Source organism: Pseudomonas sp. XWY-1, assembly GCF_002953115.1.
GTDB lineage: Bacteria > Pseudomonadota > Gammaproteobacteria > Pseudomonadales > Pseudomonadaceae > Aquipseudomonas > Aquipseudomonas alloputida.
Genome location: NZ_CP026332.1, coordinates 469,716 through 485,000, shown reverse-complemented (window position 1 = coordinate 485,000; position 15,285 = coordinate 469,716). Strand labels below are relative to the sequence as shown.

17 protein-coding genes are annotated in these 15,285 nt (G+C 61.8%); 9 read left to right on the top strand and 8 right to left on the bottom strand.

Annotated features, from left to right (window positions below; all coding sequences use genetic code 11):
- Positions 1 to 370 precede the first annotated feature (370 nt).
- Complete coding sequence (gene tyrS / locus PRJ_RS02185; RefSeq protein ID WP_104960687.1) at positions 371 to 1,570, bottom strand: tyrosine--tRNA ligase; 1,200 nt, start codon at positions 1,568 to 1,570, stop codon at positions 371 to 373.
- A gap of 213 nt (positions 1,571 to 1,783) precedes the next feature.
- Here tyrS and PRJ_RS02175 point away from each other — a divergent pair, with 213 nt between their 5' ends.
- Positions 1,784 to 3,205 (top strand): peptidoglycan DD-metalloendopeptidase family protein, encoded by a 1,422-nt coding sequence (locus tag PRJ_RS02175; protein WP_104960686.1) that lies wholly within the window; start codon positions 1,784 to 1,786, stop codon positions 3,203 to 3,205.
- A 3-nt stretch (positions 3,206 to 3,208) separates the two neighbouring features.
- A complete protein-coding gene (locus tag PRJ_RS02170; protein WP_104960685.1) occupies positions 3,209 to 4,300 on the top strand; it encodes an anhydro-N-acetylmuramic acid kinase in 1,092 nt (363 codons plus the stop codon).
- Between the two features lie 59 nt (positions 4,301 to 4,359).
- On the opposite strand, the gene erpA is transcribed toward PRJ_RS02170, so the two are convergent.
- Positions 4,360 to 4,710: an iron-sulfur cluster insertion protein ErpA gene (gene erpA, locus PRJ_RS02165; RefSeq protein WP_003255511.1), complete on the bottom strand. Its 351-nt coding sequence runs from the start codon at positions 4,708 to 4,710 to the stop codon at positions 4,360 to 4,362.
- Between the two features lie 147 nt (positions 4,711 to 4,857).
- Positions 4,858 to 5,892 (bottom strand): N-acetyl-gamma-glutamyl-phosphate reductase, encoded by a 1,035-nt coding sequence (gene argC / locus PRJ_RS02160; RefSeq protein WP_104960684.1) that lies wholly within the window; start codon positions 5,890 to 5,892, stop codon positions 4,858 to 4,860.
- Between the two features lie 142 nt (positions 5,893 to 6,034).
- Here argC and hemJ point away from each other — a divergent pair, with 142 nt between their 5' ends.
- The 6 genes from hemJ to PRJ_RS02130 all read left to right on the top strand — a co-directional run bounded on the left by hemJ (position 6,035) and on the right by PRJ_RS02130 (position 10,461).
- Positions 6,035 to 6,460, top strand: a complete 426-nt coding sequence (gene hemJ, locus PRJ_RS02155; RefSeq protein ID WP_010951764.1) for a protoporphyrinogen oxidase HemJ — start codon at positions 6,035 to 6,037, stop codon at positions 6,458 to 6,460.
- 28 nt (positions 6,461 to 6,488) lie between these two features.
- On the top strand, positions 6,489 to 7,445 hold the full coding sequence (locus PRJ_RS02150) for a nitronate monooxygenase family protein (protein ID WP_104960683.1): 957 nt from the start codon (positions 6,489 to 6,491) through the stop codon (positions 7,443 to 7,445).
- A gap of 67 nt (positions 7,446 to 7,512) precedes the next feature.
- The gene (locus PRJ_RS02145; protein ID WP_003255516.1) at positions 7,513 to 8,295 is read left to right on the top strand and encodes an SDR family oxidoreductase; all 783 of its coding nucleotides are present in this window, start codon (positions 7,513 to 7,515) and stop codon (positions 8,293 to 8,295) included.
- Between the two features lie 63 nt (positions 8,296 to 8,358).
- Positions 8,359 to 8,697, top strand: coding sequence for a histidine triad nucleotide-binding protein (locus tag PRJ_RS02140; RefSeq protein WP_003255518.1), 339 nt, complete (start codon positions 8,359 to 8,361; stop codon positions 8,695 to 8,697).
- Positions 8,698 to 8,762: 65 nt separating this feature from the next.
- On the top strand, positions 8,763 to 9,410 hold the full coding sequence (gene coq7, locus PRJ_RS02135; RefSeq protein ID WP_003255520.1) for a 2-polyprenyl-3-methyl-6-methoxy-1,4-benzoquinone monooxygenase: 648 nt from the start codon (positions 8,763 to 8,765) through the stop codon (positions 9,408 to 9,410).
- Positions 9,411 to 9,420: 10 nt separating this feature from the next.
- Entirely contained in the window at positions 9,421 to 10,461 is a 1,041-nt protein-coding gene (locus PRJ_RS02130; RefSeq protein ID WP_104960682.1) for a DUF2157 domain-containing protein, read from the top strand.
- A 76-nt stretch (positions 10,462 to 10,537) separates the two neighbouring features.
- Here the strand turns inward: PRJ_RS02130 and PRJ_RS02125 are convergent, their stop codons facing one another.
- Positions 10,538 to 10,960 (bottom strand): OsmC family protein, encoded by a 423-nt coding sequence (locus PRJ_RS02125; RefSeq protein ID WP_004376171.1) that lies wholly within the window; start codon positions 10,958 to 10,960, stop codon positions 10,538 to 10,540.
- 190 nt (positions 10,961 to 11,150) lie between these two features.
- On the opposite strand from PRJ_RS02125, the gene crp reads away from it, so the two are divergent.
- On the top strand, positions 11,151 to 11,795 hold the full coding sequence (crp, locus tag PRJ_RS02120) for a cAMP-activated global transcriptional regulator CRP (protein ID WP_010951759.1): 645 nt from the start codon (positions 11,151 to 11,153) through the stop codon (positions 11,793 to 11,795).
- Here the strand turns inward: crp and PRJ_RS02115 are convergent.
- The 4 genes from PRJ_RS02115 to PRJ_RS02100 form a co-directional block, all read right to left on the bottom strand.
- Positions 11,792 to 12,496 carry a lipoate--protein ligase family protein gene (locus tag PRJ_RS02115; RefSeq protein ID WP_003255526.1) on the bottom strand — a complete coding sequence of 235 codons (705 nt, stop codon included), beginning with the start codon at positions 12,494 to 12,496 and terminating at the stop codon, positions 11,792 to 11,794. The genes crp and PRJ_RS02115 overlap by 4 nt on opposite strands.
- 147 nt (positions 12,497 to 12,643) lie before the next feature.
- Positions 12,644 to 13,477, bottom strand: a complete 834-nt coding sequence (gene trpC / locus PRJ_RS02110) for an indole-3-glycerol phosphate synthase TrpC (RefSeq protein WP_003255528.1) — start codon at positions 13,475 to 13,477, stop codon at positions 12,644 to 12,646.
- Positions 13,474 to 14,523, bottom strand: coding sequence for an anthranilate phosphoribosyltransferase (gene trpD, locus PRJ_RS02105; RefSeq protein ID WP_010951756.1), 1,050 nt, complete (start codon positions 14,521 to 14,523; stop codon positions 13,474 to 13,476). The genes trpC and trpD overlap by 4 nt, the downstream gene beginning before the upstream one ends.
- 9 nt (positions 14,524 to 14,532) lie before the next feature.
- Positions 14,533 to 15,126, bottom strand: coding sequence for an aminodeoxychorismate/anthranilate synthase component II (locus PRJ_RS02100; protein WP_003255531.1), 594 nt, complete (start codon positions 15,124 to 15,126; stop codon positions 14,533 to 14,535).
- Positions 15,127 to 15,285: the final 159 nt, after the last annotated feature.

Genomic DNA, 15,285 nt, shown 5'->3' with positions numbered 1-15,285 from the left:
TTCGGGCCAATTATGCCTGGGGGATTCGCGCGCGAACGCCTTGGTGCCTGTCTCGATATCGCGTCGTACCAACAAGGCGGTCGCGCGCGCCAGGCACAGGAGAGACTGGCCAGAAACAAACGTAGGAGCGGGTTTACCCGCGAAGCGCCGCGCGGGCGGCGCTCGGTCTCATAGGCGGTGAATGTCTCAAGCCGGACGCGCGCGGCGCTCGATCTCACAGGCACTGCAAGGGTTGTGGCGGACACATCTCACCGCCAACACCCTCTCAAAACAGCCCCCTCCCCCTACAACAGCAACCACCAACCCCCAAAAACAAAGCGGGGAGGCCTACCGGCCTCCCCGCATCTATATAGCTACACCATCCAGGCAATCACTCAGCCTTGAGGGTAACCCGGCCAAACGACTTCTTGCCAGCCTGGCACACATGGGTAGCACCAAGGACAAACATGAAGTCCTTGTCGACCACTGCACCATCAACTTTCACCGCGCCGCTATTCAGCAAGTCTCGCGCCTGTGCCGAGTTCTTGACCAGACCAGCCCGGTTCAGCACCGCAGCAATTGGCAGGTCTTCCGCCGCAGCCACTTCGATCTCCGGCAAGTCTTCCGGCAGCTCGCCTTCCTTCATACGGTTACCGGCAGCACGGTGAGCATTGGCCGCAGCCTCCTCACCATGGAAGCGCGCCACAATTTCTTCCGCCAGCTTGATCTTGATGTCACGTGGGTTGGCGCCATTGGCAACATCGGCCCGGAACTGCTCGATTTCTTCCATCGAACGGAAGCTCAGCAGCTCGAAGTAACGCCACATCAGGGTATCCGGGATAGACACAAGCTTGCTGTACATCACCCCTGGCGCTTCCTGGATGCCGACATAGTTGCCCAGCGACTTCGACATCTTCTTCACGCCGTCGAGCCCTTCGAGCAGTGGCATGGTCACGATGTTCTGCGCTTCCTGGCCATAAGACCGCTGCAGTTCGCGCCCCATCAGCAGGTTGAACTTCTGGTCGGTACCGCCCAGCTCAACGTCCGCCTTCAGCGCTACCGAGTCATACCCCTGCACCAGCGGATAGAGGAACTCGTGAATGGCAATCGGCTGGTTGGTGGTGTAACGCTTGTCGAAGTCATCACGCTCCAGCATGCGCGCGACGGTGTACTGCGAAGCCAGGCGAATGAAATCGGCAGGGGTCAGCTTGTCCATCCACGTGGAGTTGAACGCGACTTCAGTCTTGGCCGGATCAAGAATCTTGAACACCTGCTGCTTGTACGTCTCGGCGTTCTCCAGCACCTGCTCGCGGGTCAGCGGCGGGCGCGTGGCGCTCTTGCCGCTCGGGTCGCCAATCATGCCGGTGAAGTCACCAATCAGGAAGATGACCTGGTGGCCCAGCTCCTGGAACTGACGCAGCTTGTTGATCAGCACCGTGTGACCCAGGTGCAGGTCAGGTGCGGTCGGGTCAAAGCCAGCCTTGATGCGCAGAGGTTGGCCGCGCTTGAGCTTCTCCACCAGTTCCGACTCGACCAGTACTTCTTCCGCACCGCGCTTGATAAGCGCCAGCTGCTCTTCAACCGACTTCATAGACAAACCCGCAAGGCTCAGATTCAGGGGGAGCCAACCATACAAGATCGGCCGTCAAATACAAGTTTCGCAAAGGAATGTGACCCGAACACAGGCTTGCGGCGTCTACGCGCCCTTGCGTGAAAATGGATTTGGTTATATTTTATACAGTTATTTCATCTTCATCATGTCATTCATCTTTTCCATTTCACTTTTTTCAAAGTCACCTTGCCCATGACCAACGAACCGCCTAAAGCGCCCCCGCTTTATCCGAAGAGCCATCTGTTGGCCGCCAGCGGCATCGCCGCCCTGCTCAGCCTGGCTTTGCTGGTATTTCCTTCCAGCGAAGTGGAAGCCAAGAAAACTACCCTCAACCTCGAGCTCGAAAGCCCTGCCGAGCAGCTGAAAGACGAATCCCGCGCCGCGCCACTGGTGCAAAGTGAAGGTGAGCAAGGCTCGCCTTTCGCCCAGATCGAAGGGGCTACCCCCGAAACCCAGAAGGCCGATCAGCAGGCCCCGGCCGCTGAACCGGTTGCCGAGGCCGCCAAGGAGCCTGGTCACCGCGAAGTTACCGTGGCCCGTGGCGATACACTGTCAACCCTGTTCGCCAAGGTTGGCCTGCCAGCCAATGCAGTGCATGACCTGCTGGCAAGTAACAAGCAGGCCAAGCAGTTCAGCCAGCTAAAGCACGGCCAGGTGCTGCAGTTCGAACTCGACAAGGATGGCCAATTGGCCAGCCTGCACAGCAAGGTCAGCAACCTCGAAACCATTCAACTGACCAAGACCGCCAAGGGCTACACCTTCAATCGTGAAATCAGCAAGCCGGTGGTGCGTACCGCCTATGCCCACGGCGTGATCAAGAGCTCGCTGTCGGCATCGGCCCAGCGCGCCGGTCTGTCCCACAGCATGACCATGAGCCTGGCCCGCGTGCTGGGTTACGACATCGACTTCGCTCAGGACATTCGTCCGGGTGACGAATTCGACGTGGTCTATGAGCAGAAAGTGATGGACGGCAAGGTCGTCGGCACCGGCAATATCCTGTCCGCCCGCTTCACCAATCGCGGCAAGACCTACACCGCCGTGCGATATACCAATAAGCAGGGCAACACCGCCTACTACACCGCCGACGGCAACAGCCTGCGCAAGGCCTTCATCCGTACGCCCGTCGACTTCGCCCGCATCAGCTCGCGCTTTTCCGCCGGTCGCAAGCACCCCATCCTGAACAAAATCCGCGCCCACAAAGGCGTCGACTACGCGGCCCCCCGCGGTACACCAATCAAGGCAGCGGGTGACGGTCGCATTGAACTGGCCGGGCGCCGTGGTGGCTACGGCAATACGGTGATCATTCAGCATGGCAACCGCTACAAGACGCTGTATGGCCACATGCAGGGCTTTGCCAAAGGCATCAAGACCGGCAGTACGGTCAAGCAGGGCCAGATCATTGGCTACATCGGCACTACCGGCCTGTCCACCGGCCCACACCTGCACTACGAGTTCCAGGTCAACGGCGTGCACGTCGACCCGCTGAGCCAGAAGGTGCCTATGGCTGACCCGATTGCCAAGAACGAGCGTCAGCGCTTCCTGCAGCAGAGCCAGCCGCTGATTGCCCGCATGGATCAGGAAAAGGCCACCCTGCTCGCAGCGAACAAGCGCTAAGCCATGGCGCTCTACCTGGGGGTGATGTCCGGCACCAGCCTCGATGGCCTGGATATCGCCCTGGTCGAACAAGGCGAGCAGCTTGAACTGCTCGCCACCCACTACCTGCCCATGCCCCCGGACCTGCGCCAGGACCTGCTGGCCCTGTGCAGCAGCGGCCCTGACGAGATTGCCCGTGCAGCACTGGCGGAAAACCGCTGGGCCAGCCTGGCCGGCGAAGGTATCCGCCAACTGCTGGCTCGCCAGGGACTGAAGCCCGAAGCCGTTCGCGCCATCGGCAGCCACGGCCAGACCATTCGCCATGAACCGGCCCGCGGCTTTACTGTGCAGATCGGTAACCCCGCACTGCTCGCCGAACTGACCGGCATCAGCGTGGTCGCCGACTTCCGCCGTCGCGATGTGGCTGCCGGCGGCCAAGGCGCGCCACTGGTACCGGCCTTCCACGAAACCCTGTTCAGCCAGCTTGGCCGACGCCTGGCAATCCTTAACGTAGGCGGTTTCAGCAACCTCAGCCTGATCGAGCAGGACAAGCCGGTTCATGGGTTCGATTGCGGCCCGGGGAACGTGCTGCTGGATGCCTGGATCGAGCGCGAGCACGGCCACGCCTACGATGCAGATGGCGCCTGGGCTGCCTCGGGTGTGGTTCAGCCCGGGTTGCTCAGCGCACTGATGGCTGACCCGTTCTTTGCCGGCAGCGGCCCGAAGAGTACCGGCCGCGAGGTGTTCAACCTGCCTTGGCTGGATCGCCACCTGGCCAACCTGCCGGCATACCGGGCCCAGGACGTGCAGGCGACACTGCTGGAGCTGACCGCACGCAGCATCATCGATTCGCTTGGCAAAGCTCAGCAAGGCACCGAGGCGCTGTTGGTCTGTGGTGGGGGCGCCCGCAACGGCGCGCTGATGGCCCGTCTTGGTCAGCTGCTGCCTGCGGCCCGTGTCGCAAGCACTGGCGCCTATGGCGTAGACCCGGACTGGGTCGAAGCCATGGCCTTCGCCTGGCTGGCTCACTGCTGCCTGGAGGGCATCGCCGCCAACCGCCCCAGCGTCACTGCCGCCAAGGGCCTGCGCGTACTGGGCGCAATCTACCCGGCATAGCCGATACGCCAGAAAGCAAAACGCCGCGCAATTGCGCGGCGTTTTCGTATGCCCAACCCTTAGATCGAAAACGACGACCCGCAACCGCAGGTGGTCGCGGCATTCGGGTTCTTGATCACGAAGCGCGAGCCTTCCAGGCCTTCCTGATAGTCCACTTCGGCACCCGCCAGGTACTGGAAGCTCATCGGGTCGACCACCAGGGAAACGCCCTCGCGCTCGACAATGGTGTCATCTTCGGCCACGTCTTCATCGAAGGTGAAGCCATACTGGAAGCCCGAGCAACCACCACCGGTCACGAACACCCGCAGTTTCAGACGTTCATTGCCTTCCTCATTGACCAGGTTTTTCACCTTCTGGGCTGCCCCATGGGTGAACTCCAGACCGGTAGGGGTGAAGGTTTCGACGCTCATGTTGATTCTCCCGGCGCGGTAGCCGCCATAAAACTCGATGACGCGCATTATCCGCTTTCCCGAGAAAATCGGTCAAGAATTGTGCGGCTTTAGTCGCGACCTGCAAAAAGGCCCGCACGACGCGGGCCTTTTCCAATGCTGGCGGCCTTACGGCAGCAAACCGGCATGGGACAGGCCCATGCGCTCATCCAGACCGAACAGAATGTTGAGGTTCTGCACCGCCTGGCCGGAGGCACCCTTGACCAGGTTGTCGATCACCGAAAGCACCACCACCAGGTCACCACCCTGCGGACGATGAACGGCAATGCGGCAGACGTTGGCACCACGCACGCTACGGGTTTCCGGATGGCTGCCTGCTGGCATCACGTCGACGAACGGTTCATCGGCGTAGCGTTTCTCGAACAGCGCCTGCAGGTCGACCGAGGTATCGACCACGTTCGCGTACAGGGTGGCGTGGATGCCACGGATCATCGGCGTCAGGTGCGGCACGAAAGTCAGGCCGATGTCCTTGCCCGCGGCCAGGCGCAGGCCCTGGCTGATCTCCGGCAAGTGGCGATGGCCCTTTACCGCGTAGGCTTTCATGCTTTCGCCGGCCTCGCAGAACAGCGAGCCCACTGCCGCACCACGACCAGCGCCGCTGACACCCGACTTGCAGTCGGCGATCAGGCGCGACGGGTCAGCCAGGCCCGCCTCCAGCAGCGGAAGGAAGCCCAGCTGGGTTGCAGTCGGGTAGCAACCCGGCACAGCGATGAGGCGTGCCTGGCGGATCTTCTCGCGGTTGACTTCGGGCAGGCCATAGACTGCGTCCTTGAGCAGCTCTGGCGCGCCATGGGGCTGACCGTACCACTTGCCCCACTCAGTGGCATCCTGCAGACGGAAGTCGGCCGACAGGTCGATCACCTTGTTGCCAGCCGCCAGCAGCTCACCGGCCAGGGCGTGGGCAACACCATGCGGCGTGGCGAAGAACACCACATCGCAGGCGGCCAGAGCCTTGCTGTCCGGCACGCTGAACGCCAACCCGTCATAGTGGCCGCGCAGGTTCGGGTACATGTCCGCCACCGCCACGCCCGCCTCGGAGCGCGAAGTGATGACCGCCACTTCGGCCTGTGGATGCTGTGCCAGCAGACGCAACAGTTCGACGCCGGTGTAACCCGTGCCGCCGACGATACCGACCTTGATCATAACGCTTGCCCCTTATCAACGAGCCGTCTGGAAAGCGCACGATAATAGGGGCGCAGGGCGCCTGTAACAACTCTTCGGGTGACCCTTCGGGCGCCTGACCACTACTATCTGACGACCGTGACTATCTGAAGGAACTCCCTCCATGCTTTACCTATGGATCAAAGCGCTGCATATCGTCAGCGTGGTCTGCTGGTTCGCCGGCCTGTTCTACCTGCCCAGGCTGTTCGTCTACCACGCCCAGAGCCAGGACAGCATCAGCCAGGAACGCTTCGTGACCATGGAGCGCAAGCTGTACCGCGGCATCATGAACCCGGCGATGATCGCCACCTACGTGTTTGGCGCCTGGATGCTGTACCTCACCCCCGGCTGGCTGAGCCAGGGGTGGCTGCATGCCAAGCTCACCCTGGTCATCCTGCTGACCGGCTACCATCACGTGTGCGGTGCCCAGCGCAAACGCTTCGCCAACGGCACCAACACCCGCAGCCACGTTTACTATCGCTGGTTCAACGAAGTGCCCGTGCTGATCCTGCTGGCTATCGTCATTCTGGTGGTGGTGAAACCGTTCTGACATAGCCACCCGCTCAAGGAGCCTTGCCATGTCGCTACCTGCCTCGCTCGAACAACGCCTGCGGCTGCCCGTGGTTGCCGCGCCGATGTTCCTCATCTCCAACCCCCAACTGGTGCTGGCCTGCTGCGCCAGCGGCGTGGTTGGCAGTTTCCCGGCCCTGAACCAACGCGACAGCGCTGGCTTCAAGGCCTGGCTGGAAGAGATCGAGGCTGGCCTGGCTCAACTGCAGGCGCCAGCGCCCTACGCCGTCAACCTGATCGTCCACCCGACCAACCCGCGCCTGCAGGCCGACTTGGCCTTGTGCGTCGAACACCGTGTACCAATCGTTATCACCAGCCTGGGGGCGGTAAAGGAAGTGGTCGATGCCGTACACGGCTACGGCGGCCTGGTGCTCCACGATGTCACCACCCGCCGGCATGCCGAAAAGGCCGCCGAAGCCGGTGTCGATGGCCTTATCGCCGTCGCCGCAGGCGCGGGCGGCCATGCCGGCACCTGGAGCCCATTCGCCCTGGCCGCAGAAATTCGCCAGTTCTTCGACAAGACCCTGCTGCTGGCTGGTTGCATTAACCACGGCCACGAAATCCTGGCCGCACAACTGCTGGGGGCGGACCTGGCGTACATGGGCACGCGCTTCATCGCCACCACAGAAAGCCAGGCTCAGGGCGCCTACAAACAGATGCTGCTGAACGCCCATGCCGCCGACATCATCCACACACCCGTGGTGTCCGGCATCCCCGCCAGCTTCCTGCGCCAGAGCCTGGAGCAGGCCGGCTACGACATGAACACCCTCAAGGGGGGGCAGGTGCAAGGCAAGCTCAAACCGATCGATGACGAAGCCAAGGCCTGGAAGACCGTATGGTCAGCGGGCCAGGGTGTCGGAGACATCCATGACCTGCCCAGCGCCAGCGCATTGATCGAGCGCCTGCATGGCGAGTACCGACAAGCCCTGGAACGCTGCCAGGTTTTGCGCGCCCGCGCCTTGTAGCAAAAGGCAACACCTTGCACGGGCAAGTTGTACACTAGGCGCCCTCTTCCGCCCCCAGGAGCCTTGCATGACCCGTTACGCCATGATCACTGGTGCTTCCAGCGGCCTGGGCCTGGCCTTGGCGGAAGCGCTGGCACGGCGCGGGCGCAATCTGATCCTGGTGGCACGCCAACGAGAAACGCTGGAGCCTGTCGCCATCGAGCTGACCCAGCGTTTCGGTGTCGAGGTGCTGTTCCGCGCCTGCGACCTCAGTCAGCCGTTGCGCCTTTCAGGCTTCGTGCTCGAGCTGGAAGAAGGTGAGCGGCGTATCGATTTGCTGGTCAACTGCGCGGGCTTGCGCACCTATGGGCCGTTCCTGGCCCATGAATGGGCCGACGAACAGGATCTGCTGGAAGTCAACGTGCTGGCCCTGAGCCGCCTGTGTCACGCCATCGGTAACCTGATGGCTGTGCAGGGTGGCGGGCAGATTCTCAACGTCGCCGGCCTGGCCGGGGTGGCGCCTGGCCCATGGATGGCCGCCTATGCCGCCAGCAAGGCCTATGTGCTGAGCTTTTCACAGGCCCTGCGCGAAGAACTCAAGCGCACCGGCATCAAGGTCTCTGTACTGTGCCCTGGCCCGGTACGTTCCGCACGCCGGCGCATTGCGCGGCTCGATGGCAAGCCGCGCTGTCTCAGCCCCGAGGAAGTGGCGCTGTACACCGTGCGGGCACTGGACAAGAACCGCGCACTGATCATGCCTGGCCGGCGCAACCGCTGGCTGGCGTTCGCACCGCGGCTGTTGCCGCGCTGGCTGGTGCGCAAGCTGGCCGGGGCCATCCACCGCCGCTATTGCCCCTTAGGCATGGAATAGCCACTGGGCGAGCGGCGCCCGGCTGAGTACACTCGGCCCGACCCTCACCATGGAGCAAGTGCTGTGGACGATCTATTCCTCAAAATCATCAACCGGGAAATCCCGGCAGATATCATCTATGAAGACGACCAGATCCTGGCCTTCAAGGACATTGCACCCGCGGCACCGGTACATTTTCTGGTCATCCCGAAAAAGCACATTCGCACCCTCAATGACCTGACCGAAGAAGACAAGGCCCTGGCTGGCCACATCCTGTTCACCGCCCAGCGCCTGGCTGTCGAACAAGGCTGCGAGGAAGGTTTCCGCGTGGTCATGAACTGCAACCCCAAAGGCGGCCAGACTGTCTACCACATCCATATGCACGTGCTTGGCCAGCGCCAGATGAACTGGCCACCGGGCTGACCCACGGCAAGCGACCCCGCCGCTATTGCGGTAAACTGTCGGGCACATTCTTGCGGAGGTGCCCGATGGCTACCGAACGTCACTACTCGCCGCTCGACCGCTTGTTGCTGCAGGCCGATACCGCCATGCGCACCTTGCTGCCTTTCAGCGGCCAACCTGCCCGGCCATCGCCGGCCATCGTCCAGCCAGACGTTGACCTGGACGAGCAACAGGCCCGCCATATTGCCGGGCTGATGCGCATCAACCATACCGGTGAAGTCTGCGCCCAGGCGTTGTACCAAGGCCAGGCCCTGACCGCCAAGCTGCCCGAAGTGCGCAAGGCCATGGAGCATGCCGCTGAGGAAGAAATCGACCACCTGGCCTGGTGCGAGCAGCGCATTCGCCAGCTGAACAGCCACCCGAGCGTGCTCAACCCTCTGTTCTACGGCATGTCGTTCGGCATTGGCGCACTGGCCGGGCTGGTCAGCGACAAGGTCAGCCTGGGCTTCGTCGCCGCTACCGAACATCAGGTGTGCAAGCACCTCGACGAGCACCTGGAGCAACTCCCGCACGAAGATGAAAAATCCCGGGCCATTCTCGAGCAGATGCGCATAGACGAAGAGCAGCACGCCGAGTCTGCGCTGGAAGCCGGTGGTTATCGCTTCCCGGCCCCCGTCCGCTTTGGCATGAGCTTGCTGGCCAAGGTCATGACCAAGAGCACATACCGCATCTGAAGGCATCACCATGACGGATCGATTCGACGCCAAGGACCTGGCGCGCGCCGTGCAAGCAGGCATTCTCCAACCAGGCCAGGACCAAAGCCTGTTGGCATTCCTGCGCCAGCAACCCGCACCACGTGGCAGCTTTCAGCTGGCCCATGTTGCCTTCTACTTTGGCGCCATGCTGATCATGGCGGCAATGGGCTGGTTGCTCACCGAGGCCTGGATGAGCCTCGGTGACGGCGCGCTGTTGATCATCGCCAGCCTCTATATCCTGCTGATCACCTTGTTCGCCCTCAATCTGCAACGCCGCGCCCAGCCCGTCGCTGCTGGCGTGCTGGCAGCAGTAGCCGTCAGCATCGTGCCGCTGGCGGTATTCGCTATCGAACGCATGCTCGGCTGGTGGCCACTGGACGATGCGCAGGCTGACTACCACCAGTACTACACCTACGTGCAAGGCGGCTGGCTGGCGATGGAAGCAGCCACGGTGCTTGCCGGGCTGCTAATGCTGCGACTGATCCCCTACCCGTTCGTCGTCATGCCAATGGCCGTGGCCTTGTGGTTCATGTCGATGGACCTTAGCGAGTGGTTCTTCGGCTCACCGTTCAGTTGGGAGCAGCGTCGCCACGTCTCCCTGTGGTTTGGGCTGGGCTTGCTGGTGGTTTTCCTCGTGATAGACGGTCGCACACGTGAGGACTACGCACGTTGGGGTTACCTCGCCGGGCTGGCAGCGTTCTGGGGCGGGTTGACGCTACTGGACAGCGGCAGTGAGTTGGGCAAGGCCATGTACTGCCTGATCAACATTGCGCTGATGGGCATGGCGGTGCTGCTGCGTCGGCCGGTGTTCATGGTGTTTGGTGCGCTGGGGGTGGCGGCTTATCTGGGATATCTGTCGTACGAGGTGTTTGCCCAGTCGCTGCTGTTCCCGGTGGTGCTGACCATGATCGGGCTGGGGGTTATCTGGCTTGGGCTGGTTTACCAGAAGCGCCGGGAGCGGTTGAGCCAGGCGCTGAGAAGCAGTCTTCCGCAATGGTTGCGGATGGCCCTTCCGGCCCTGCGCAACTGAAACTCGCCCGGGCCGCGGGTGGGAGCGGGTTCACCCGCTTCCACAAGGGCTGCAAAGCGGCCCCGGAATCTCAGCCTTAACCCAGCTCTACGATTTCATACCCATGGGTAATCTCAACCCCGGCACGCTCGAGCATGATCGAAGCCGAGCAATACTTTTCCGCCGACAGCTCCACCGCCCGCTTGACCTGCGCTTCTTTCAGCCCACGCCCCTTCACCACAAAGTTCATGTGAATCTTGGTGAACACCTTCGGGTCTTCGCTGGCGCGCTCCGCCTCCAGAAATGCCTCGCAGCTTTCCACTGCCTGGCGCGACTTCTTCAGAATGCTCACCACGTCAAAGCTGCTGCAGCCACCCAGGCCCAGCAACAGCATTTCCATCGGTCGCACGCCCAGGTTGCGGCCGCCGGCCTCGGGCGGGCCGTCCATTACGACGACATGGCCGCTCCCCGATTCGCCGAGGAACATTGCCTCACCGGCCCACTGGATACGTGCCTTCATCTACCCGGACTCCTGATTTTCGGAAAAGGGTGTCAGCTTAGACCTTGTGCGGCTGTGGGAAAAGCACGAGATGTGTCGGTTTAGTACCGAAACATCTCGTAGTGTCTGATAAGCTGGCGCCAAATGACTGGCGCTCTCCGTCAGCCAACCTCTAAAAAAGCCTATGCGTCATATCGAACAGGATTTCGTGATGGTTGCCTCCGCCCTACCCGCCAAGATAAAGAACATCGACAAGCTGCTGGTACACTGCCAGCGCCGCCGCTACACCGCCAAAAGCAATATCATCTGCGCCGGCGACCGGGCCGAGACACTGTCGTTCATCATCAAGGGTTCGGTCACCATCCTCATCGAGGACGACGACGGCCATGAAATGATCATCGCCTACCTCAACCATGGCGATTTCTTTGGCGAGCTAGGCCTGTTCGAGCCCGTTGATGGCGAGCAGCAGCGCAGCGCCTGGGTACGCGCCAAGACCGAATGCGAAGTGGCCGAAATCAGCTACGAGAAGTTTCGCGAGCTGGCGCGCCAGGACCCGGAAATCCTCTATGCCCTGGGTAGCCAGATGGCCCAGCGCCTGCGCAACACTACGCGCAAGGTTGGCGATTTGGCATTTTTCGACGTGACCGGGCGAGTTGCCCGTTGCCTGCTGGAACTGTGCAAGCAGCCCGACGCCATGACCCACCCCGATGGCATGCAAATCAAGATTACCCGTCAGGAAATCGGCCGAATCGTCGGTTGCTCTCGGGAAATGGTCGGCCGCGTTCTCAAGGACCTCGAGGAACGCAGCCTGGTGCAGGTCAAAGGCAAGACCATGGTGGTCCACGGTACCCGCTAGTCCTTGGGCAACTCGGCCAGTACCTTGGCGTAGGCCTGCGAAAGGCGCTCGAACCAAGGTGCTGCCGGCGCCACTTCGTGCAAGGCGATGTGCGCATCGGCGCGACAGCGTTGCTCCAGCTCACAGCACTCGTTGAAGCGGTTGACCGCCGCCACCATCGACTCACGCTCGTTGTCCAGCAGCAGCGCACCGTGCACCAGCACCACAGGGCGCTTGCCACCCAGGCCCTGACGCCAGCGCTGGGCGGTACCCACCAATTTGCGGCCATTGAGGTTGACGTTGTAGCGGCCATCGCAGAAGGCCCCGTCGATTTCCCCGACTGACGCTACCCCGCCCCACTCGCGCAGCACATCACACAGCGGCAGACACAGGCGCTCGTAGGCATTTTCGATACGGCCGTGGTCGCCTTCACTGCGCGGTGCGGCGTAGACCAGTGCAACGTTCACCGTCGAATGCGACTGAGGCACCGGCTCACCGCCGGTTTCTCGCAGCAGCACCGGCCAGCCAGCAATAGCCAATTCCGCGCAGGCGACCTCGAAGTTGCCCAGCCGGCTCATGCGTCGAGGCATGACCAGCGCGTGGTCGGTGGGGCGCCAGAACAGCACACCATTCTCGCGTTCGCCGCGGCAGACGGCGGCCAGCAGTTCCTGCTCGGCGTGCAGGCCTTGTTCGACGCTCAGGGCCAGGGGTTGATCGGTCATTGATCCACCTATGATGTTGATTTCAAGGGCCTCTTTGCGGGTAAACCCGCTCCTACAACAGGGCGCATACCTGTGTGGGGGCGGGCTTGCCCGCGACACGGCCATTACAGGTACAAAAAAGCCGGCAAAAACGCCGGCTTCATTTGATCAGTCCAGTTGCTGAACAGTCTTCTTCACCTGCTCGGGGAAGAACAGCCGCTGTAATTCCAGGCCAGGCTGCTCGGCGCGCATGAACGCCTCTCCCACCAGGAACGAGTAAACCTCGTTGATTGCCATCAGCTCCACATCGGCCCGGTTGAGAATACCGCTTTCGGTAATCGCCAGACGGTCACGCGGAATGCGCGGCAGCAGGTCAAGGGTGGTTTCCAGGCTGACCTCGAAGGTGTGCAGGTTGCGGTTGTTCACCCCCACCAGCGGTGTATCCAGGGTTTTCAGCGCGCGCTCCAGTTCATCGCCATCGTGCACTTCTACCAGCACGTCGAGGCCGACGTCCTTGGCAGTGGCGGCCAGTTCAGCCATCTTCACGTCATCCAGCGCCGACACGATCAGCAGTACGCAATCTGCCCCCAGGGCCCGGGCTTCGACGATCTGGTAAGGGTCGACCATGAAGTCCTTGCGGATCACCGGCAGCGAAACAGCCGCGCGGGCCTGCTGCAAGTACTCATCGGCACCCTGGAAATAATCGACATCGGTCAACACCGACAGGCAGGTGGCCCCGCCCTTCTCGTAGCTGACCGCGATTTCCGCTGGCACGAAGTGCTCGCGGATCACGCCCTTGCTTGGCGAAGCCTTCTTGATTTCGGCAATCACCGCGGGCTGCTTGCGCTTGGCCTGCTCGATCAGCGCGTTGGCGAAGCCTCGCGGGGCGTCAGCGGCCTTGGCCAGGCCCTCCAGCTCGGCGAGGCTGACGCGCGCACTGCGCTCGGCCACTTCCTGAAACTTGCGGGCAATGATCCTTTCCAGCACCGTCGGCACACTCATGCTTCGTTCTCCACCTTGAATACTGCAGTAAAGGCACCCAATTCCTGCAGCTTTTCCCAGGCCAGGCCGGTGTGCAGTACATCATGGGCCAGTTCTACACCGGCTTTCAGGCTCATGGCATGGTCGGCTGCGTACAGTGCCGCGCCAGCATTAAGCACGATCATCTCGGCGGCCTTCTGACCGTTCTCGGTCTTGCGCCGGCCCAGCGCATCGCGGATCAACTCCAGCGAAGCCTGCGGGCTCTCGACAGCCAGGCCATGAAGGCTCTGGCTCTTCATGCCGAGGTCTTCCGGCTCTACCCAATATTCAGTGATTTCGTCATTTTTCAGTTCGGCGACGAAGGTGGGTGCAGCCAGGCTGAACTCGTCCAGACCATCCTTCGAGTGCACGACCAGCACATGCTTGCTCCCCAGGCGTTGCAGCACCTCAGCCAGCGGGCGGCAAAGGGTTTGCGCGAACACACCGACCACCTGGTGCTTCACTCCGGCCGGATTCGTAAGCGGGCCGAGCATATTGAACAGGGTGCGCAACCCCAGTTCTCGACGTGGGCCAGCGGCATGTTTCATGGCCGAGTGGTGACTTTGCGCGAACATGAAGCCAATGCCCAGGCTGTCGATGCAGCGTGCCACTTGAGTTGGCGTCAGGTTCAGGTAGATGCCGGCAGCTTCCAGCAGGTCGGCACTGCCGCTCTTGCCCGAGACTGCGCGGTTACCATGCTTGGCCACCGGGCAGCCCGCCGCCGCCAGGACGAAGGACGAAGCGGTGGACACGTTGAAGATGTTGGCGCCATCACCCCCGGTACCGACAATATCGACGACACCATCGAGGCTTTGCAGCTCGACCTTTTCGGCCAGCTCGCGCATCACCGACACCGCACCGACGATCTCGTCGATGCTTTCGCTTTTCATACGCATGCCCATCAGGAAAGCGCCTATCTGCGCCTCGCTGCACTGACCGGTCATGATCTGGCGCATGACCTCGCGCATTTCTTCGGTAGTCAGGTCCAACTGGCCGACGATACGGCTCAACGCACTCTTGATATCCATGTTCGATCCTTAACGGCGGCCGCCGGTCTGTTTGAGGAAGTTGGCGAACAGTTCGTGGCCCTGCTCGGTCAGGATCGACTCAGGGTGGAATTGCACCCCTTCGATATTCAGCGTCTTGTGGCGCAGGCCCATAATCTCATCGACCGAACCGTCAGCATGGGAGGTCCAGGCGGTAACTTCCAGGCAGTCGGGCAAGGTTTCACGCTTTACCACCAGCGAGTGGTAACGGGTCACGGTCAGCGGGTTGTTAAGGCTGGCGAACACGCCCAGGTCGCGGTGATATACCGGGCTGGTCTTGCCGTGCATGACCTGGCGTGCACGTACAACGTCGCCGCCAAAGGCCTGCCCGATTGACTGGTGGCCCAGGCATACGCCGAGGATTGGCAACTTCCCGGCGAAATGCAGGATGGCCTCGATGGACACGCCTGCCTCGCTTGGGGTGCACGGGCCCGGAGATACGACGATGCGCTCAGGGTTGAGGGCCTCAATCTGGGCGATGGTCATTTCGTCATTGCGAATGACCTTGACCTCGGCACCCAGCTCGCCAAGGTACTGAACGACGTTGTAAGTGAATGAGTCATAATTGTCGATCATCAGTAACATGGTGTTAAACCTCTTGAATCTACTGACTTCATGATTCGAACCTTCCGGCACCAGCCACAGGCGCGGCTTTGCCACAACGGGCGGTAAACGAGAAGGCAAACGGGGACGGGCCGGGCGGGCCGGCAGGAGATAAAGTCAGGCGCGCCAACGCCAACGGGC